Annotated in this window: 22 protein-coding genes; 16 read left to right on the plus strand and 6 right to left on the minus strand. The window is 73.9% G+C overall.

The window, feature by feature from the left end; genetic code table 11:
• Positions 1 to 3 precede the first annotated feature (3 nt).
• The 7 genes from ACWV17_RS17150 to ACWV17_RS17180 are packed head-to-tail and all read left to right on the plus strand — an operon-like array spanning position 4 to position 3,536.
• Positions 4 to 243 carry a gas vesicle protein GvpG gene (locus ACWV17_RS17150; RefSeq protein WP_455351644.1) on the plus strand — a complete coding sequence of 80 codons (240 nt, stop codon included), beginning with the start codon at positions 4 to 6 and terminating at the stop codon, positions 241 to 243.
• Positions 240 to 794: a DNA primase gene (locus ACWV17_RS17155; RefSeq protein WP_455360418.1), complete on the plus strand. Its 555-nt coding sequence runs from the start codon at positions 240 to 242 to the stop codon at positions 792 to 794. Before ACWV17_RS17150 ends, ACWV17_RS17155 begins: the two co-directional genes overlap by 4 nt.
• On the plus strand, positions 787 to 1,866 hold the full coding sequence (locus tag ACWV17_RS17160) for an SRPBCC family protein (protein ID WP_455360419.1): 1,080 nt from the start codon (positions 787 to 789) through the stop codon (positions 1,864 to 1,866). The genes ACWV17_RS17155 and ACWV17_RS17160 overlap by 8 nt, the downstream gene beginning before the upstream one ends.
• Positions 1,863 to 2,201, plus strand: coding sequence for a gas vesicle protein GvpJ (gene gvpJ / locus ACWV17_RS17165; RefSeq protein WP_455351641.1), 339 nt, complete (start codon positions 1,863 to 1,865; stop codon positions 2,199 to 2,201). The genes ACWV17_RS17160 and gvpJ overlap by 4 nt, the downstream gene beginning before the upstream one ends.
• A complete protein-coding gene (locus ACWV17_RS17170; protein WP_455360420.1) occupies positions 2,198 to 2,998 on the plus strand; it encodes a GvpL/GvpF family gas vesicle protein in 801 nt (266 codons plus the stop codon). The genes gvpJ and ACWV17_RS17170 overlap by 4 nt, the downstream gene beginning before the upstream one ends.
• Entirely contained in the window at positions 2,995 to 3,204 is a 210-nt protein-coding gene (locus ACWV17_RS17175) for a gas vesicle protein (protein WP_455351639.1), read from the plus strand. The genes ACWV17_RS17170 and ACWV17_RS17175 overlap by 4 nt, the downstream gene beginning before the upstream one ends.
• Before the next feature lie 5 nt (positions 3,205 to 3,209).
• Positions 3,210 to 3,536, plus strand: a complete 327-nt coding sequence (locus ACWV17_RS17180; RefSeq protein ID WP_455360496.1) for a gas vesicle protein K — start codon at positions 3,210 to 3,212, stop codon at positions 3,534 to 3,536.
• Between the two features lie 9 nt (positions 3,537 to 3,545).
• Here ACWV17_RS17180 and ACWV17_RS17185 read toward each other — a convergent pair whose 3' ends face one another.
• Positions 3,546 to 5,051, minus strand: coding sequence for a phosphatase PAP2 family protein (locus tag ACWV17_RS17185; protein ID WP_455360421.1), 1,506 nt, complete (start codon positions 5,049 to 5,051; stop codon positions 3,546 to 3,548).
• A gap of 101 nt (positions 5,052 to 5,152) precedes the next feature.
• Between ACWV17_RS17185 and ACWV17_RS17190 the strand changes: the two genes are divergently transcribed.
• Together ACWV17_RS17190 and ACWV17_RS17195 are read left to right on the plus strand one after the other, a co-directional pair.
• On the plus strand, positions 5,153 to 5,395 hold the full coding sequence (locus ACWV17_RS17190; protein ID WP_455351637.1) for a DUF6158 family protein: 243 nt from the start codon (positions 5,153 to 5,155) through the stop codon (positions 5,393 to 5,395).
• Positions 5,396 to 5,411: 16 nt separating this feature from the next.
• Complete coding sequence (locus ACWV17_RS17195; RefSeq protein WP_455360422.1) at positions 5,412 to 5,984, plus strand: TIGR03086 family metal-binding protein; 573 nt, start codon at positions 5,412 to 5,414, stop codon at positions 5,982 to 5,984.
• A gap of 57 nt (positions 5,985 to 6,041) precedes the next feature.
• Here ACWV17_RS17195 and ACWV17_RS17200 read toward each other — a convergent pair whose 3' ends face one another.
• Together ACWV17_RS17200 and ACWV17_RS17205 are read right to left on the minus strand one after the other, a co-directional pair.
• Positions 6,042 to 6,476: a CBS domain-containing protein gene (locus ACWV17_RS17200; RefSeq protein WP_455360423.1), complete on the minus strand. Its 435-nt coding sequence runs from the start codon at positions 6,474 to 6,476 to the stop codon at positions 6,042 to 6,044.
• 74 nt (positions 6,477 to 6,550) lie between these two features.
• Entirely contained in the window at positions 6,551 to 6,925 is a 375-nt protein-coding gene (locus ACWV17_RS17205; protein ID WP_455351634.1) for a DUF2795 domain-containing protein, read from the minus strand.
• A gap of 173 nt (positions 6,926 to 7,098) precedes the next feature.
• On the opposite strand from ACWV17_RS17205, the gene ACWV17_RS17210 reads away from it, so the two are divergent.
• The 3 genes from ACWV17_RS17210 to ACWV17_RS17220 all read left to right on the plus strand — a co-directional run bounded on the left by ACWV17_RS17210 (position 7,099) and on the right by ACWV17_RS17220 (position 9,074).
• Positions 7,099 to 7,494, plus strand: coding sequence for a phage holin family protein (locus ACWV17_RS17210; RefSeq protein WP_455351633.1), 396 nt, complete (start codon positions 7,099 to 7,101; stop codon positions 7,492 to 7,494).
• Positions 7,491 to 8,009, plus strand: coding sequence for a DUF3618 domain-containing protein (locus ACWV17_RS17215; protein WP_455360424.1), 519 nt, complete (start codon positions 7,491 to 7,493; stop codon positions 8,007 to 8,009). The genes ACWV17_RS17210 and ACWV17_RS17215 overlap by 4 nt, the downstream gene beginning before the upstream one ends.
• Before the next feature lie 273 nt (positions 8,010 to 8,282).
• Positions 8,283 to 9,074 carry an RNA polymerase sigma factor SigF gene (locus ACWV17_RS17220; protein ID WP_455360425.1) on the plus strand — a complete coding sequence of 264 codons (792 nt, stop codon included), beginning with the start codon at positions 8,283 to 8,285 and terminating at the stop codon, positions 9,072 to 9,074.
• Here ACWV17_RS17220 and ACWV17_RS17225 read toward each other — a convergent pair.
• Positions 9,055 to 10,239 carry a PAS domain-containing protein gene (locus tag ACWV17_RS17225; protein WP_455360426.1) on the minus strand — a complete coding sequence of 395 codons (1,185 nt, stop codon included), beginning with the start codon at positions 10,237 to 10,239 and terminating at the stop codon, positions 9,055 to 9,057. The two genes, ACWV17_RS17220 and ACWV17_RS17225, sit on opposite strands and share 20 nt — an antisense overlap.
• 77 nt (positions 10,240 to 10,316) lie before the next feature.
• Between ACWV17_RS17225 and ACWV17_RS17230 the strand changes: the two genes are divergently transcribed.
• The 3 genes from ACWV17_RS17230 to ACWV17_RS17240 all read left to right on the plus strand — a co-directional run bounded on the left by ACWV17_RS17230 (position 10,317) and on the right by ACWV17_RS17240 (position 14,221).
• Positions 10,317 to 11,021 (plus strand): ANTAR domain-containing response regulator, encoded by a 705-nt coding sequence (locus ACWV17_RS17230; RefSeq protein ID WP_455360427.1) that lies wholly within the window; start codon positions 10,317 to 10,319, stop codon positions 11,019 to 11,021.
• 73 nt (positions 11,022 to 11,094) lie between these two features.
• Positions 11,095 to 12,318 carry an aminotransferase class I/II-fold pyridoxal phosphate-dependent enzyme gene (locus ACWV17_RS17235; RefSeq protein ID WP_455360428.1) on the plus strand — a complete coding sequence of 408 codons (1,224 nt, stop codon included), beginning with the start codon at positions 11,095 to 11,097 and terminating at the stop codon, positions 12,316 to 12,318.
• 811 nt (positions 12,319 to 13,129) lie between these two features.
• Positions 13,130 to 14,221: an MBL fold metallo-hydrolase gene (locus ACWV17_RS17240; protein ID WP_455360497.1), complete on the plus strand. Its 1,092-nt coding sequence runs from the start codon at positions 13,130 to 13,132 to the stop codon at positions 14,219 to 14,221.
• On the opposite strand, the gene ACWV17_RS17245 is transcribed toward ACWV17_RS17240, so the two are convergent.
• On the minus strand, positions 14,124 to 14,783 hold the full coding sequence (locus tag ACWV17_RS17245) for a DedA family protein (protein ID WP_455360429.1): 660 nt from the start codon (positions 14,781 to 14,783) through the stop codon (positions 14,124 to 14,126). The genes ACWV17_RS17240 and ACWV17_RS17245 overlap by 98 nt on opposite strands.
• Positions 14,784 to 14,803: 20 nt before the next feature.
• Complete coding sequence (locus ACWV17_RS17250; RefSeq protein ID WP_455360430.1) at positions 14,804 to 15,577, minus strand: MBL fold metallo-hydrolase; 774 nt, start codon at positions 15,575 to 15,577, stop codon at positions 14,804 to 14,806.
• Between the two features lie 143 nt (positions 15,578 to 15,720).
• Here ACWV17_RS17250 and ACWV17_RS17255 point away from each other — a divergent pair, with 143 nt between their 5' ends.
• Positions 15,721 to 16,125, plus strand: a complete 405-nt coding sequence (locus ACWV17_RS17255; protein ID WP_455351625.1) for a hypothetical protein — start codon at positions 15,721 to 15,723, stop codon at positions 16,123 to 16,125.
• The last annotated feature ends 36 nt before the right edge of the window (positions 16,126 to 16,161 follow it).

Raw genomic sequence — 16,161 nt, forward strand, 5'->3', positions numbered from 1 at the left:
CACATGGGCCTGCTGGGAGAACTGCTGATGCTGCCCGCCGCCCCGCTGCGCGGCACCCTCTGGGTGCTCCGGCAGGTGGTGGACGAGGCGGAGCGGCAGTACTACGACCCCTCGGCCGTGCAGCGCGAACTCGCCCTCCTCGAGCAACGACTCGAGGCGGGGGAGATCGACGAGGCCGAATTCGACCGCCGCGAGGACGAGCTCCTCGAACGGCTGCAGACGGACAGGACGAGACAGATATGAACAACCGGCTGGTCATGGGGCTCGCCGTGGGGGCGGGCTATGTCCTGGGGCGCACGAAGAAGGCGAAACTCGCCTTCGGGATCGGCACCCTGATCATGGGTAAGAAGCTGCAACTCAATCCGAAGGCGCTGGCCGAGTTCGCGACCTCCCAGCTGCAGAACAACCCGCAGTTCAAGGAGATCGGCGACCAGCTGCGCGAGGACATGCGCGGCGTCGGCAAGGCGGCCACCGGCGCACTGGTGAACCGGCAGCTGGAAGGCCTCGCCGACCGCCTGCACGACCGGACCCAGGGTGTGCAGGGCCGGCTCTCGGGCGCGGTCGCCGGCGCACCGGACCGCCCGGGCGAGGACGCCGACGAGGCGGAGAGGGGGCGGGCGGAGCAGCAGGAGGAGCGCGAGCCGCAGGAGGCCCGCGAGGAGCGGCCCGCCCCGCGGAAGAAGGCCGCGGCCCGCAAGACCGCCCCCGCCCGCAAGAGCGCCCCGGCCCGGAAGGCGGCACCGGCCAAGCGCGCCGCCAAGAGCACCGCGAAGGGAGGCCGGGACCGTGCCTGACACCAAGAAGCTGCTCGACAATCCGGCGACCGAGCGGGTCAAGGAGGAACTGCAGGCCTACCTCCTCGCCCAGACCGAACGGCTGCTGACCGGCGCCGGACGCAAGCTCGGCGAAAGCACCGCCAAGCTCAACGACATCGCCGAGGGCCGCAGCCCCGGCCTGGGCAAGCTCGCCCTCGAAGGCGGCAAGAAGCTCGCCGACGGCAAGGGCCCGGTCCGCAGCGCCCTGGAAGTTGGCGCCTCCCATCTGAAGGACAACGTCATGGACGCCGTCAAGGGGATCGGCGGCAAGCGCAAGAAGGGCGGCGGCGGCCAGAAGCCCACGGTCATCATGGAGTTCATCGATGTCGGGGTCCCGGTGCGCGACGCGTACGACCAGTGGACCCAGCTCCAGGACTTCTCCGGCTTCGCCAAGGGTGTGAAGAGCGCGAGCGTCGCCGACGACACCACCTCCGACTGGAACATGAAGATCTTCTGGTCCAGCCGGAGCTGGAAGGCGCACACCACCGAGCAGGTGCCGGACGCCCGGATCGCCTGGACCTCCGAGGGCGCCAAGGGCACCAGCAAGGGTGTCGTCACCTTCCACCCGCTGGGCGAGAACCTCACCCGGGTACTGCTGGTCATCGAGTACTACCCGAAGGGGCTGTTCGAGAAGACCGGCAACATCTGGCGCGCCCAGGGCCGGCGGGCCCGTCTGGACCTCAAGCACTTCGCCCGGCACATCTCGATGCGCGGCGAGGCGGACGGCGGCTGGCGCGGCGAGATCCGGGACGGCGAGGTGGTGCGCACGCACGACGACGCCGTCGCGGAGGAGGAGGGCGAGTGGGAGGAAGAGCCCGAGGCGTATGCCGACGAGGACGAGGGGGACGCCGCCTACGAGGAGGAGGAGCCCCAGGAGGCGCGCGACGAGGAGGAGGAACAGGGCGAGGAGCCGGCCGAAGAGGGCGAAGAGGCCGAGTACGAGGGCGAGTACGAAGGCGAGTTCGAGGAGGCCGACGCTGAGGCCGACGCGGACGCCGACGCCGAGAAGGAGCGTGAGTACGCCGGCTCCGGGAACCGTGGGCGCCGATGACGACCGCCGGCCGCCTCCCCGACCCCTACGGCTCCGCCGACGGCAGTGCCAACCTCGCGGACATCCTCGAACGCGTCCTCGACAAGGGCATCGTCATCGCGGGGGACATCCGGATCAACCTCCTCGACATCGAGCTGCTCACCATCAAGCTCCGGCTGATCGTCGCCTCCATCGACAAGGCCAAGGAGATGGGCATCGACTGGTGGGAGGACGATCCGGCCCTCTCCTCAGGCGCCCGGCGCCGCGAACTCGCCGACGAGAACGCCGAGTTGCAGCGCCGGGTCGCGGAGCTGGAGGAGGCCGCCGCCCACCACGAGCGCAAGGACGTGGCATGAACGAGCTGCGCTATGTGTACGCCGTCACCCGCCCCTTCGAGGGCGTCCTGCCGGACGGAACACGTGGCCTCGACGGCGAGCCGCCCCGGCTGCTCCACCACGGCGACCTGGTCGCCGTGGTGAGCGCCGTGCCCGCGGACGATTTCGACGAGGCCCCGCTCCGCGCGCACCTGGAGGACCTCGACTGGCTCTCCGCGACCGCCCGGGCCCATCAGGCCGTGGTCGCCGCCCTCACCACGCTCACCTGTCCGCTGCCGCTCCGGCTGGCGACCGTATGCCGCGACGACAGCGGCGTACGCCGGCTGCTCGACGCAGGGCGGGAGCGCTTCGCGGCCACGCTCGGCCGGCTGGACGGCCGCGTCGAGTGGGGCGTCAAGGTGTACGTCGACCGGGACCCGGCCCCCAGCCGGCAGCCCGCCCCGCAGGCGCCCGCCACGGGCCGTGACTATCTGCGCCGGCGACTTCAGGAGCGGCAGTCACGTGAGGGCGACTGGGCCCGTGCGGACGCCCTGTCGAACCACCTGCACGCCGAGCTCGGCCGGCACGCGGAGGCCGGGCGGCTGCACCGCCCGCAGAACGCGGAGATCTCCGGAGAGCCGGGTGTCAACGTTCTCAACGCCGCCTATCTGGTGCCGCGTGAGAGCTGCGAGGCCTTTGTCGGCCACCTCGAACGGCTGAACCCGCAGCGGCCCGGCATCCGCGTCGAACTGACCGGCCCCTGGGCACCGTACTCGTTCGCGGATGTGCCCGGCCTGCCGGAGCAGGCGAGCCGTGCCGAACGGGAGGCCGGGCGATGAGCGCGCGGCCCGCGCAGGCCTCGCCGCTCGCCCGGCGGGAACTCGCCCTCGTGGACCTGCTGGACCGGCTGCTCGCGGGCGGCGTGGTGATCACGGGTGACGTCACGCTGCGCATCGCGGACGTCGACCTCGTACGCATCGACCTCAACGCCCTGATCAGCTCGGTCGGTGACCGAGTCGCGTCCCCCTGGGAGGAGGCCCTGTGAGCCGTGTGAGCCCGAGCCCTGTGAGCCCCAAGAGCCGCACGAGTGAGGGCGGGCCGCGGCGCCGTGTCGATCTCGACCCGGACACCGTCGAACGCGACCTGGCGAAACTCGTACTGACCGTTGTGGAGCTGCTGCGTCAGCTCATGGAACGGCAGGCGCTGCGCCGCGTGGACACCGGCGACCTCACCGAGGATCAGGAGGAGCGGATCGGGCTGACGCTGATGCTGCTGGAGGACCGGATGGACGTACTCCGGGAGAAGTTCGGCCTGGAACCCGGCGACCTCAACATCGACCTCGGCCCGCTGGGCCCCCTGCTGCCCACCGACACCTGACGGCCGCCGTCAGACCGGCAGCGGACGGTACACCGTGAGCGCCTCGTCGGCCTTGTCGATGGTCAACTCGTCGGGAGCCTCCGTCACTTCACCGTCGTACGCGAGCAGCGTGCCCGGCGCCACCCCGGTGACCCGGAGCCGCCGCTGCCGTACTGCGGCATGGACGGCGGAACGGCTCAGCGGCCCGGCCAGCGCCGCGGCGAGCAGCCGCAGGCCGGGCAGGCGGCCGCCGTGCACCACCCGGACGTCCAGCAGACCGTCCGCCAGGTCGAAGCGGCGGCCGGGCGTCGGGCCCATCCGCTGGTAGATGCAGTTTCCGGCGAACAACAGCCACACCGCGCGGCGGCGGCCGTGGAACTCGGCCTCCAGCGGATGCTCGCCGCGCAGCACTCTCAGTGCCGCGAACACACCCGCCGGCCAGCCGCCGATCCGCGGGGACCAGTGCTCGCGGATCCGTACCAGCTCCGGATAGACGCCCAGACTCAGGTTGTTGAGGAAGTATCCCGGCCCGCCGCTGCCGTCCGGCCCCGGCGTGAAGCGGCCCAGATCGACCCTGACGGCATCACCCGTGGCCAGCGCCCGGCAGGTGTCGAGGACCTCCTCGATGCCGAGGTCGTACGCGAAGTGGTTGAGCGTGCCGCCGGGGAACACCGCCAGCGGCACCCCGTGCCGGGCGGCCACCGCGGCGGCCTGGTTGACCGTTCCGTCCCCGCCGCAGATGCCCAGCGCCCGGCCCCGCCGGGCCGCCTGTTCCAGCGTGGCGGTGATGTCCTGCGGATCGCACTCCAGCACCTCGGCGTGCGGCAGGGCATCCCGTACCACGCCGGCCGCCGCCTGCGCGGTGCCCGAACCCCGGTTGACCACGACCACCAGCTCCCGGCCGCCGGGCAGCTGCGGCGCGTCGGCGTGCGGCCGCCCGGGAGCGGGCAGCTGGTCGCGGGTGGGTACGAGTCCCCGTACGGCGAAGGCCGCACCCGCGCCCAGCGCCGCACCCACCACCACATCGCTCGGGTAGTGCGCGCCCGTGTACACGCGGGAGAGGGCCACCGCGGCGGCGACCGGCGCGACCGCCGCGCCCCAGCTCCTGGACTCCAGCGCGACGCCGGTCGCGAAGGCCGCGGCCGAGGCGGAGTGCCCGGACGGGAACGAGGTCGTCACCGGCTGCCGCTTGAGCTGCCGCATCAGCGGCACCGCGTCCAGCACCGGCCGGGCCCGCCGTACCGAACGCTTACCGACGGTGTTGATGGTGGCGGAGGCCAGCGCCAGCGAGGCCACCCCGCGCACCGCCGCCCGGCGCGCCCGGGCGCTGCCGCCGAGCGCCCCGATCGCGGCCGCCGTGCCGAACCAGAGCAGTCCGTGGTTGGCGCTGTGGCTCAGCCGGGGCAGCACCCGGTCGGCGCCGGGCCAGTGGCGGGTGGCCACGGTGTGGAAGACCGTGCGGTCCCAGCCACTGAGCAGCTTCAGGATCCGGGCGGGCGTGGACCCGGGCGGACCCTGCGGGATCTCGTGCGACATGGCACGCGAGTACCCGGGCCGGACCGATTCGAAAACTTCCGGGTATTTCGTCCCCTGCGGGTACCTGGGAGGTGAGGACCCACACGAACGGGAGGCCCGTCATGGAGGACACGGAGCGCAGGCAGGGCGTGGACCCGGCGCGGCTGTCGGAGCAGGATCTGCTCCGCGAGCTGGAGACCATCCACCGCACCCGGCACGACACGCTGCTGCACGGGTCGCTGGACGCCCTGCACGCACACAACGTCCGGATGGCCGAGCTGGAGGGCGAGTACCTGCGGCGCCACCCGGACCGCCCGGCGGCCGACGGCCGGACGCGCGCGGGCGCCCGCGCGCGGCAACAGTGAGCGGAGGGAAAGCACGGTGGGAAACGGACTCCTCGCCCGGCACGCCGAGGTACTCGACCTGTTCACCGAGCGCGTGCGCGCGGTACGGGCCGACCAGTGGGACGCCCCCACGCCGTGCGACGAGTGGTCCGTCGCCGACCTCGTCAACCACCTCACCGTCGAGCAGCTGTGGGTCCCGCCGCTGGTGACCCACGGCCGCACGGTGGAGGACGAGGGCGACGCCTTCGACGGCGACGTCCTCGGTGACGACCCGGTGGCCGCCTGGGAGAGCGCCGCGGTGGCCGCCCGGGAGGCCTTCGGCGCCCCCGGCGCGCTGTCCCGCACCGTCCATCTGTCGTACGGCAGGAGCCGGGCGTCGGCGTACTGCGCGCAGATGACCGCGGACGCCGTCATTCACGCCTGGGACCTTTCCCGCGCGATCGGCGCGCCGGAGCGGCTCCCCGGGGCGCTGGTCGACTTCACGGCGGGGGAAGTGACCCCGTACGCCGACGGCCTGGCGGAAACCGGTCTGTTCGCCGCGCCGCTCGACCCGCCGCCCGGGGCCGACGCACAGACCAGGCTCCTCGCGCTCCTCGGCCGCCGCGTCTGACGAGACGAGGGGGCCGGGGCACGCGAGGAGCCCGGTCGGGGGCGGCTACTGGGGCGGCTACTGGAGTCCGCCCGGTGCGTCCGGGGCCGCCCGGCTGATGTCGGCCAACGCGGAGCCCGGGTCCTGGGCCTCCGCGAGGTCGCCCAGGCTGACCACGCCGAGCGGCCGGCCGTCCTCCACGACCGGGAGCCGCCGCACGGCGTACCGGCGCATCAGCGACACCGCCGTCGACACCTCGTCGTCCGGGCCCACGCACACCGGATCGGGGGTGCAGACCGACTGCGCGTTGATGGTAAGCGGGTCGAACCCGTCCGCCACGGCGCGCAACGCGATGTCCCGGTCGGTGACCACTCCGATCAGCCGGTCGCCGTCGGCGACCAGGACGTCCCCGGTGTCCTGTGAACGCATCAGCTGAGCCGCTTCGACGAGCGAGGCGTCGGGCCGTACGGCTGCGACGCCCGGCGTCATGACTTCCCTGACGTACTGGGCCATGGGGGTCCGCCTTCCCTCTGAGTGCTTGCGTGCGTCGGGTATGACTCCGCCCGCAGTACCCGAGGGGGAGGGGCCTATTCCTGCGGCAGTGCCCGCACCACGTCCTGCACCGTGCGGTACGTACGGTCGGCCGGCAGCTCGGACACGAGATCCAGCAGCCGGTCGGGTGCGTGCCGCTGCTCCAGGGTCCGCAGTAGTTCGCGCCGGTGGGCCGGGAACGGGGTGCGGGCCAGGTGCCGGCCCAGCTCGCGGGGCAGGCCCTCGGACGCGCCGGTGGAGCCCGGCCGGGGGACGGGCCCGGAGGCCACCTCCGGGTCGTCCTCCGCGAAGGGCTCGGGGTCGTGCCACTCCTCGGTCCGGGTCGGGTGGCCGGACCGCAGCAGCCCCTGGAGCTGGTGCTTCATTTCATCATCCTGGCGCCGGCTGAGCCGGTCGCTCCCTCGTTGCATGAGTGCCTCCAAGGTTCGGGAGTGAGATGCGCGTACCCGGTGACGCGGCCGCAACACGGATGTTTGCGGCTATTGGGGTGGGGCACCCGTTGTCCCGGCCGAGCGGCCATGGGCAGACAGGTGAGTGCAGGTCAGTACGGCCGGCAGCGGCCGGCCCCACGGAGGTGAGGATCATGGCGGTGTCCCCCGAGCCCTCGGTGGGCGAACTCGTCAAGCAGGCGTCCGAGCAGCTCAGCGATCTGGTGCGGGAGGAGCTGGCCCTGGCCCGCGCCGAACTGACGGCCAAGGGGCGTCGGGCCGGACGAGGCGGCGGGCTCTTCGGCGGCGCCGGGATCATGGGTCTTTTCGCCTTCCAGGCGCTCGTGGTCGCCGCGGTCGCCGCGTTCGCGCTGCTCATTCCGGTCTGGGCCGCGGGACTGGTGGTGGCGGGGATCCTGGCCGCCGTGGCGGCGCTGCTCGCGCTGCTGGGACGGCGTGAAACCCACAAGGCGACCCCGCTCGCCCCGGAACGGACCGTCGAGAACGTACGAGCGGACATCCACGAGCTCAAGGAGAGGACCCACCGATGAACGAGCCCACCTCAGACGCCCAGGCCCGGGTGGAGCAGGCGCGTGCCCGGCTGGGGGAGACGGCGGAACAGCTGGCGGCCAAGGCCGATGTGAAGACCCGCACCCAGGAGAAGGCCGCGGAGGTCAAGGCGCACACCCGGGAAAAGGCCGCGGAGGTCAAGGCGCACACGCAGGAGAGGGCCGCGGAGGTCAAGGCGCACACCCAGGAGAGGGCCGCCGAGGTCAAGGCGCACACCCAGGAGAGGGCCGCCGAGGTCAAGGCGCACACCCGGGAAAAGGCCGCGGAGGTCAAGGCACACACCCAGGAGAAGGCCGCCGAGGTCAAGGCGCAGGCACAGGAAACGGCCCACCGGACGGTGCACGCGGTTCAGGAGCACACCCCCGAACCGATCCGCCGCCACCCCGCGCCGCTCGCGGCCGCCGGCGGCGCGATCGTGCTCCTCGCGGTGGTCCTCCTGCGCCGGAACGCCCGGGACCGCCGACCGGCCTGGAAGCAGCTGATCACGAAGCACTGACGGTCGGCGCCGACGACACCGCGCCGCACGAGGGTGGCCGGAAACCCGGGACGGGTTTCCGGCCACCCTCGCGTACGTCTCCTACGCACCTGAGGACCCGGCGCGTTTGAAGCCCCGGCCGCCGGGAAAGCGCTCCTCGTGCTTCGGACCGGAGGCACGTCCGTGGGAGCGGCTCGACGCGCCCCCGGGGCGTGCAGCCGCCCCTGTCCGCGTCCGCAGCGGCCCTCCCGCGGTGACAACCATCCGTCAGCACCGTTCAGGGAGTTCACGCACATGCGCACCCACGCGACCGCGAAGCACCCGCACGACGACGCGCCCGACACGGCCGATGCCTTCCGGCGGCTGTCCGTACTTCCTCGGGGGCCCGGGCGGGAGGCCCTGCGCCAGGAACTCGTCAGCGCCTGGCTGCCCATGTCGGAACGCCTGGCCGGCCGGTTCCGCAACCGCGGCGAGTCCCTCGAGGACCTGCGCCAGGTCGCGGCGCTGGGCCTGGTGAAGGCCGTCGATCGGTACGACCCCGACCGCGGCACCGCTTTCGAGAGCTTCGCCGTGCCCACCATCACCGGCGAGGTCAAACGCCACTTCCGCGACCACATGTGGACGCTGCACGTGCCCCGCCGAGTCCAGGACCTGCGCAACCGGGTCCGCGTCGCCCACCAGGAGCTCGCCCAGACGGTGTCCGGACGGGTGCCCACCACGGCGGAGATAGCCGACCACGCCGGAATGACGGAGGAGGAGGCGACCGCCGGGCTGGAGGCGCTGGACAGCTTCACCGCGCTCTCGCTGGACGCCGAACTGCCGGGCAGCGACGACGGATACAAGCTGAGCGACGCGCTCGGCGGCCCGGACCCCGCATTCGACATCGTCGTCGACCGCGAGGCCGTCAAGCCGCGGCTGCGCCAACTCCCCGAGCGCGAGCGGAAGATCCTCTACATGCGGTTCTTCCGCGACATGACACAGAGCAGCATCGCGGAGGACCTGGGCATTTCGCAGATGCACGTGTCCCGGCTGATCACCCGCTCCTGTACCCGGCTGCGCAACCAGGTCATGACGGACGCCGCATAGCGAGTGCGATGTGACGCGACATCATGTCGACGGCCTGTCCCTCGGCCATCGAGAACGCCCGCCGCGAGCCGGTACGGAACAACGTGAGCACCCCTTGTACGGTCCCGGGCCCGGCGCCGGGGCCGGACCCCGGTCCCGCCGCACCCGTGTCCGCCGGGACGGCCAGCGGGACGCACAGCAGTGAGGTGACCTCGGCGCGGACGAGCACCGAGGCGCCCGAGGCGTCGGTACCGAAGGCATCCGGGTCCTCGGGGCGTACCTGGAGGGCCGCCGAACCGCCGCGCGCGGTCTCGACGACGAGCGGGCAGCGGTCCGGGTCCTGCCCGGTGAGCGAGCGCAGCACGGGTCTCGCGGTGTCGTCGGCGGGACCGAGTACGGCCGTACGGACCAGCGGGCCGGTGCCCGAGTCCGCCACCACCCAGTCGGCGAACCGGCCGTGCAGTACCCCCGCCGCGCGGTGCAGCACCGCGTCCCGGTCGCCGGCCGGGGTGCGCAGCAGGGCCGAGGCCATGGTGTCGACCAGGTCCATGAGTTCGGCGTGCCGGGTCGCCTCGGCGAGACCGGGCCGCGGCGCGAGCCCTCCGGCGGCCGGGACTGCGGGTGGTGCCGTCTCCGGCGTACCGGCCTGGAGCACGACCAGGACCGCCGTGTGCGGTTCGCCGGGCGGGCGCAGCGCGGTGAGCGTGGCCAGCAGCGGGACGGCCGGCCGCTGCTGGAGGTGGACGACGAGACTGCGGTCGCCCTCACCGCGGGCCACGGCGGCGGCCTGTGAGCGGAAGGCGGCCCGGTCGCCGGGGGTGAGCACACCGGCGAACGGCCGCCCGGTCGCGTACCCGGCGCGTACGCCGGTGAGCCCGGTGGCGGCGAAGTTGATGCGCCGTACGACCGTTTCGCGGTCCACCAGCGCGACGGGCAGCGGATGGCACTGGAACAGCCCCTTGAGCAGCTGGAGTTCCTGCCGCTCGGCCGCGGGCACACCGGCCCGGCCGGCGGCCAGCCGCTCGTAGCCCGGCCACAGGGTCTCCGAGACGTGCTGAAGCTCTATCAGCGCGGCGTCGAGTACGGCGAGCCGCTTGTCCGGAGGCAGGGACCGGGCCTGGGTCAGCTCGCCGACCCGTGTCCGGAACTCCGCAAGTTCTTCACCGAATTCGTCCAACTGTGCCATGCGAGAAAGCTAGCCCGTCCGGTCGTTTTCCGGGACGGGGCCGGGGAAGCCGGGGAAGGGAAGGGAGGCGCCCCGCCATGCGTGCCGAACAGGACTACACCGGATCCGAATCACCCACTTCTGTCCGGAAATTGTCGGAGCTGGCCGAGCAGTCGGCCCGCTGCACCACCACATGCTGCGGCGCGGTCGCCACGGTAACCGACGGCGGCGCCGACCGGCCCGCGGCCACCCACCCCGACCTGGCGGGACTCGTCGCCGTACAGCTGGCGACCGGTGAGGGACCGGTCCCCGACGCGCTCGGCGCGGGTGAGCCGGTGCACACCGCGGACCTGCTGGACGAGGACCGCTGGCCGCGGTACCGGGCCGCCGCCCTGGACGCCGGGGTGCGTGCCTGTGTGACGCTGCCGTTCCGCCGGGCCGGGCTGGCGGTCACCATCAGCCTGTTCAGCTTCCGCGCCGGCTCGCTCGGGGCGGCCGCCCGTGGCCCGGTCACGGCACTCGGTGACCTGGCGGCGGCCGGAATGGTCCGCGACCGCCGTTACATCGCCGCCCTCTGCGAGGTCGGCCAGCTGGAGAACGCGCTCCGCTCCCGCCCGGTCATCGACCAGGCCAGCGGCATCCTGATGCATGTGCTGGGCTGCGACGCGGAGGCGGCGTTCGGGGCGCTGCGCCGGATCTCGCAGCGGAGCAACCGCAAGCTCGCCGACGTCGCGGAAGCCGTCGTACGCAACCGGGGGCGCGGCCTGGAGCGGGACCTGGCCCTTCTGGTGGACGGGAGGTAGGAGCGGCAGCCGGTACGAAACCTCCGTATAAAGGGCACAAGGGTCAGTGGACGGCGTGACCGGAGGTGGAGGCATGCAGCGGACGGTGTCGGAGGGCCACGGCCCCGTCCGGTACGGGCCGCCCGCCCCCGTTCCCGGGCCGGATCTGCCCGTCCTGCCGGACCTGGCGGCGGTGCTCGCCGCCGCGGCCGGACGCGCCGCCCCCGAACCGCCCGGCGGCGGCGAGACCATCAGGGAGGCCGCCTGCGGCTACTGGCGCCGCCGCGGTCTGCCGGCCGGGCCCGACCAGGTGGTCGCCGCCCCCGGTGCGCCGCCGCTGCTGCTGGCCCTGGTCGCGGCTTATGGCGGGGACGTCCTGCTGCCGCGCCCGTGCCCCGCCTGGTGGACGCCGCAGGTCAGACTGCTCGGGCGGCCCTCCTACCATGTGCCGACCCCGGCGGAGTGCGGGGGCGTACCCGATCCGTTCGCCCTGCTGGAGACCGTCCGCCGAGTCCGCGCCGAGGGCGGCGACCCCCGGCTCCTGCTGCTGTCCGTCGCCGACGACCCGACCGCGACGGTGGCCCCGCCCGAGGTGCTGGCCGAGGCCTGCGAGGCCGCGGTCTCGGAGGGGCTGGCCATCGTCAGCGACGAGACCTGGCGGGACACCGTGCACCGGCCGCACGACACCGTGCTGGTCAGTCCGGCCGAGATGTGCCCCGACGAGGTGACGGTACTGACCGATCTGGCGGGCGCGCTCACGCCGGCGGGTTGGCCGGCCGCGGTGGCCCGTTTCCCCGCCACCCGCCGGGCCGCGGCGCTGCGCGCCCGCACGCTCGACATCCTGACCGCGATCGGCGCGTTCTGCGCCGGCCCGATCGCCAACGCCGCGGCGCACGCACTCGGTGAGCCGCGCACCGTCACCGAGCGCATCGCCGCGGCCGCCGCGCTGCACTCCCGCGTCGCGTCCGCGCTGCACCACACGGTCCTCGCGTCGGGCGCGCTGGCCCGCCCGCCGCAGGCCGGCCGTCACTTCTACGCGGACCTCGACCCGCTGCGCTCCGGGCTGGCGGCCCGCGGGGTCAGTGACTCCATGGAGCTGGAGGACTACCTGACCGAACGCCTCGGCTCGCCCGTACCCGGCGGCCACCGGTTCGGCGACGAACTCGGCGCGCTGCGCGTACGGCTGGCGACCGGTCCGCTGCTCGGGGCAACCCAGGAGCAGCGCATGGAGTCCCTCACCGCAGTGGAGCCACTGGAATTGCCGCACGTCTCGCGAGCACTGAGCATTTTCGGAACGGCCTTCGACGAACTGCGATGACTGCGCCCGCCACCGGAACGGAGTCCTTTCGATGACGGAACAGACGGAACAGACGGGGCAGACGGACCGCCCGGAGGAGGACGGCGGCGTAGGCGCTCCCCGCACGCCGAGCACCGACCCCGAGCCCGCCCCGGACGGGCCGGCCCGCCCGGGAGGCCACTCGCCCGGCGCCCGCGCCAAGGCCGAGAGCGTTGCCGCCGCACCCGCGCTTTTGGCCGGGGGCCGCCCGGCTGACCCCCCGGCGCCGGGTGCCCCGGCCGCGAGCAGCTCCGCCGGCGAACCGGCTCCGGGCGCGACCGCTCCTGGCAGCGCCCGCGCCAAGGACGAGACGGTTGCCGCCGCCACCAGGCCGGCCCCCGACCCCGCTCTTGTCGCCGGGGGCCGCCCGGCTGACGTCACGGCGCCGGGTGCCCTGGCCGCAGGCGCGACCGCCACGCCCGATGCCGCTTGCGATGCCGCTCCCGGGGTCACTGCCGGGGGCGCTGTCGCCGGAGCCACGACCCAGGCCGGCCCAGGCTCGCGCGGCCCGGCCCCCGCCGGCCTGGCGGTGGGCGGCTCCGTCGGGGCGACGGCGGCGGACGTAACGGCCTCCAGCACCGCTCCGGCGGCCACCGTTCCTGCCCGGAGCGCCCCGACATCCGGTGTCACGGCACCGGGTGCCCCGGCCGCGAGCGGCTCCGCCGGCGTACCGGCCCCGGGCGCGACGGCCACACCCGATGCCGCTGCCTGGGGCGCTGTTGCCGGAGCCACGGCCCCGGGCGGCCCGGGCCCGCGCGGCCCGGCCCCCGGCGGCCCAGCGGTGGGCGGCTCCGTGACCGCCGCCCCCGCCCCCGCCCCCGCCCCCGGCCGGGTCCGGGCTCTTGGCGAGGTCCGGTACTGGCCGGCCTCGTTCGTCGATCGGCTCACCGCGCCTCTTCCCGGGGTCCGGGCCTTTGCCCGGCTGGCTCGCGAAGGTGCCATCCGGCCCGGCACCGACGGCCTCAGTGGTATCCCGCGGCTGCCCTTCGCGCCCGGCCCACCACCCCGCGTCGACGCGGACACCGTCGCCGTGACCTGGGCCGGGCACGCCAGCTGGGTGATCCGGATCGGCGGGCTCACCGTGCTCACCGACCCGGTCTGGTCCCGCAGGATCCTCGGCACGCCGGCCCGGATCACCCCCGTGGGCGTGCGCTGGGAGGATCTGCCGCCCGTGGACGCCGTCGTCATCAGCCACAACCACTTCGACCATCTGGACGCCCCGACCCTGCGGCGGCTCCCGCGCGACACCCCGCTGTTCGTCCCGGCCGGGCTGGCCCGCTGGTTCCGGCACCGACGCTTCACCACCGTCACCGAACTGGACTGGTGGGAGGCGGCCCGGCTCGGCGGCCCGGACGGCGTGCGCTTCGACTTCGTGCCCGCTCACCACTGGTCCAAGCGCACCCTCCTCGACACCTGCCGCTCGCTCTGGGGCGGCTGGGTGCTCACCGACCGCCACGGGCAGCGCGTCTACTTCGCCGGCGACACCGGCTACGGGCACTGGTTCCGTGAGATCGGCCGCCGCCACCCCGCCATGGATCTCGCCCTGTTGCCGATCGGCGCGTACGCGCCCCGCTGGTGGCTGCGCGATGTGCACGCCGATCCCGAGGAGGCCGTCCGGGCCTGCCAGGACCTGGGCGCCCGCCGGATGGCGCCGATGCACTGGGCGACCTTCGTACTGTCCGCCGAACCCGTACTGGAACCGCTCACCCGGGTCCGTGCCGCCTGGGAGCGGACCGGCCGCCCCCGCGACGAGCTGTGGGACCTGCCCGTCGGCGCCTCCCGCGTCCTCACACCTCCCGCCGGCCCCGGCCCCGGTCCCGACCGCGGCCACGATCCCGGGACGAGTAGGTCCGCACCCGGCGCCACCCCGCCGGTACCCCGCTGATCAGCAGCGCCAGCCCCACCGCCGCGAGCACCCCCTGCCACGGCTCGGCGAACAGCGAGCCGCCCAGGATGCCGATCAGCCCGTACGTCGCCGCCCAGGCCAGGCACGCCGGCGCGCTGCCGCGTACGAAACCGCGCAGCGGCATCTCCGCCAGCAGGCAGGCCAGCATCACCGGGATCCGCCCGGCCGGTACCAGCCGGGACAGCACCAGTACCAGTACGCCGTGCTCTTCGAGCCCCCGCTCCGCCCGCGCGACCCGTTCGGGAGCCGCACGGTCACGCAGCTTTCCCAGCCAGCGCGAGCCGTTCCTCGAGCGCAGGCCGCGCTGCCCGAGCCAGTACAGCGCGACGTCCCCCAGGAACGCGGCGAGCGCCGCCACCCCGAAGACGAGCAGCAGCGCGAACGGGAACGCCTGGTGCAGGGCGACCACGGCGGCCGAACTGACCAGCGCCCCGGTCGGCACCACCGGCACCAGCGCCCCCAGGACCACCAGGACGAAGAGCGCCGGATAGCCCACGACCTGCTGGGTCGTCTCCGGAGGCACCTGCTGTACCTGCTGCACCTGCTGTATGAACGCGTGGATCACCGGACCGCCCCGGGCCGGACGCTCTCGCCGTGCGCGAGCCGGTGCACGGCGACGGAGGGCGCGAGCCGCGCCGCGTGCCGGACGAACTCCTCGCCCGGGGCGTGGAATTCGTGCGGCCTGACCGCGTCCATACCGATCGGCCAGTACGTGCCGTAGTGCACCGGCACCGCGCTGCGCGGCGTCAGCCGGGCGAGCGCCTGGGCCGCGCGCCCCGCGTCGAGGTGTCCGGGCCCCAGATAGGGGCCCCAGCCACCCACCGGCAGCAGCGCCACATCGACGGGACCCACCTCGTCCGCCATCGACTCGAACAGCCCGGTGTCGCCCGCGAAGTACGTCCGTGCCTCGCCGCAGACCACGAACCCCAGGGCGGGGGAGCGGTGCGGTCCCACCGGCAGCCGGCGCCCGTCGTGCCGCGCGCTCACCGCCCGTACGACCAGGTCCCCGATGCGTACCTCCTCGCCGGGCCCGACCTCGGTGACGCGCAGCCCGGACAGCTTCCCCAGCCGTGGCACCGCCTGCCGCGCGCCGCGCGGCACGATGAGCCGGGTACCGGGCGCGAGCCGCGCCAGCGACGGCAGATGCAGGTGGTCGGCGTGCAGGTGCGAGACCACCACCGCCTCGGCGACGGCGGCCTCGGGCGGCGGTAGTTCACCGCGCCGCCGGCGCAGATGCGCGAGCCGCCGGGTGAACAGCGGATCGGTCAGCACCCGGACTCCCGAGTCCTCGACCGTACAGGTGGCATGGCCCCACCAGGTGATCTCCACCGGCACGCACGGCCTCCTCACTCGGGTTGCCTCGGTACGAGCCTACGGGGGTACGAGCCGGAGTAGGGTCGGGTGCTGGGCGCCACGGCCCGCAGAGGCTCTTACACGCTCGCGGAGGCTCGCACACGCTCGCGGAGGAGGGGGACGGCATGGCTGATGTCCGGGTGGCGGCGATCGCCAGCCTGACACCGCTGGAGGAACTGGACAGTGATCCCTTCGTCGTGGACACCCGCAGCCAGCACGCCATGTGCGCCCGCTGGGCGGCCGACCAGGGCTACGTCCTGACCCGGCAGTTGCTCATCTACGGCCTCCGGCCCGACCACTGCGGACTCTGGTCGGACGTCGAGGCCGGCCAGGTGGACCTGTTCGTCGCGCCCAACCACCGCGTACTGGAACGGGCGCTCAGGTCGGTGCCCGAGTTCACCGCGGAGTGCGAGCGCCGGGGCGTACGGCTGGAGACCGCCGGCCTGGACGAGCCCGCGTACGACGCGGCGATGAAGGCGGAGGTGCACCGCCGGCTGTCCATGCCGACGGCCGGATATGACGGCTGTTGACGTTCCACCCGGCCCCCCGCGCTGTGCGACGCTGGG

Source organism: Streptomyces mabaensis, assembly GCF_053763515.1.

Bases quoted from the DNA above. Each gene is read 5' to 3' on its own strand.
- ACWV17_RS17150 (WP_455351644.1), top strand. From the start codon at position 4: ATGGGCCTGCTGGGAGAACTGCTGATGCTGCCCGCCGCCCCGCTGCGC.
- ACWV17_RS17155 (WP_455360418.1), top strand. From the start codon at position 240: ATGAACAACCGGCTGGTCATGGGGCTCGCCGTGGGGGCGGGCTATGTC.
- gvpJ (WP_455351641.1), top strand. From the start codon at position 1,863: ATGACGACCGCCGGCCGCCTCCCCGACCCCTACGGCTCCGCCGACGGC.
- ACWV17_RS17170 (WP_455360420.1), top strand. From the start codon at position 2,198: ATGAACGAGCTGCGCTATGTGTACGCCGTCACCCGCCCCTTCGAGGGC.
- ACWV17_RS17175 (WP_455351639.1), top strand. From the start codon at position 2,995: ATGAGCGCGCGGCCCGCGCAGGCCTCGCCGCTCGCCCGGCGGGAACTC.
- ACWV17_RS17185 (WP_455360421.1), bottom strand. From the start codon at position 5,051: ATGTCGCACGAGATCCCGCAGGGTCCGCCCGGGTCCACGCCCGCCCGG.
- ACWV17_RS17190 (WP_455351637.1), top strand. From the start codon at position 5,153: ATGGAGGACACGGAGCGCAGGCAGGGCGTGGACCCGGCGCGGCTGTCG.
- ACWV17_RS17200 (WP_455360423.1), bottom strand. From the start codon at position 6,476: ATGGCCCAGTACGTCAGGGAAGTCATGACGCCGGGCGTCGCAGCCGTA.
- ACWV17_RS17205 (WP_455351634.1), bottom strand. From the start codon at position 6,925: ATGCAACGAGGGAGCGACCGGCTCAGCCGGCGCCAGGATGATGAAATG.
- ACWV17_RS17210 (WP_455351633.1), top strand. From the start codon at position 7,099: ATGGCGGTGTCCCCCGAGCCCTCGGTGGGCGAACTCGTCAAGCAGGCG.
- ACWV17_RS17215 (WP_455360424.1), top strand. From the start codon at position 7,491: ATGAACGAGCCCACCTCAGACGCCCAGGCCCGGGTGGAGCAGGCGCGT.
- ACWV17_RS17220 (WP_455360425.1), top strand. From the start codon at position 8,283: ATGCGCACCCACGCGACCGCGAAGCACCCGCACGACGACGCGCCCGAC.
- ACWV17_RS17225 (WP_455360426.1), bottom strand. From the start codon at position 10,239: ATGGCACAGTTGGACGAATTCGGTGAAGAACTTGCGGAGTTCCGGACA.
- ACWV17_RS17230 (WP_455360427.1), top strand. From the start codon at position 10,317: ATGCGTGCCGAACAGGACTACACCGGATCCGAATCACCCACTTCTGTC.
- ACWV17_RS17235 (WP_455360428.1), top strand. From the start codon at position 11,095: ATGCAGCGGACGGTGTCGGAGGGCCACGGCCCCGTCCGGTACGGGCCG.
- ACWV17_RS17255 (WP_455351625.1), top strand. From the start codon at position 15,721: ATGGCTGATGTCCGGGTGGCGGCGATCGCCAGCCTGACACCGCTGGAG.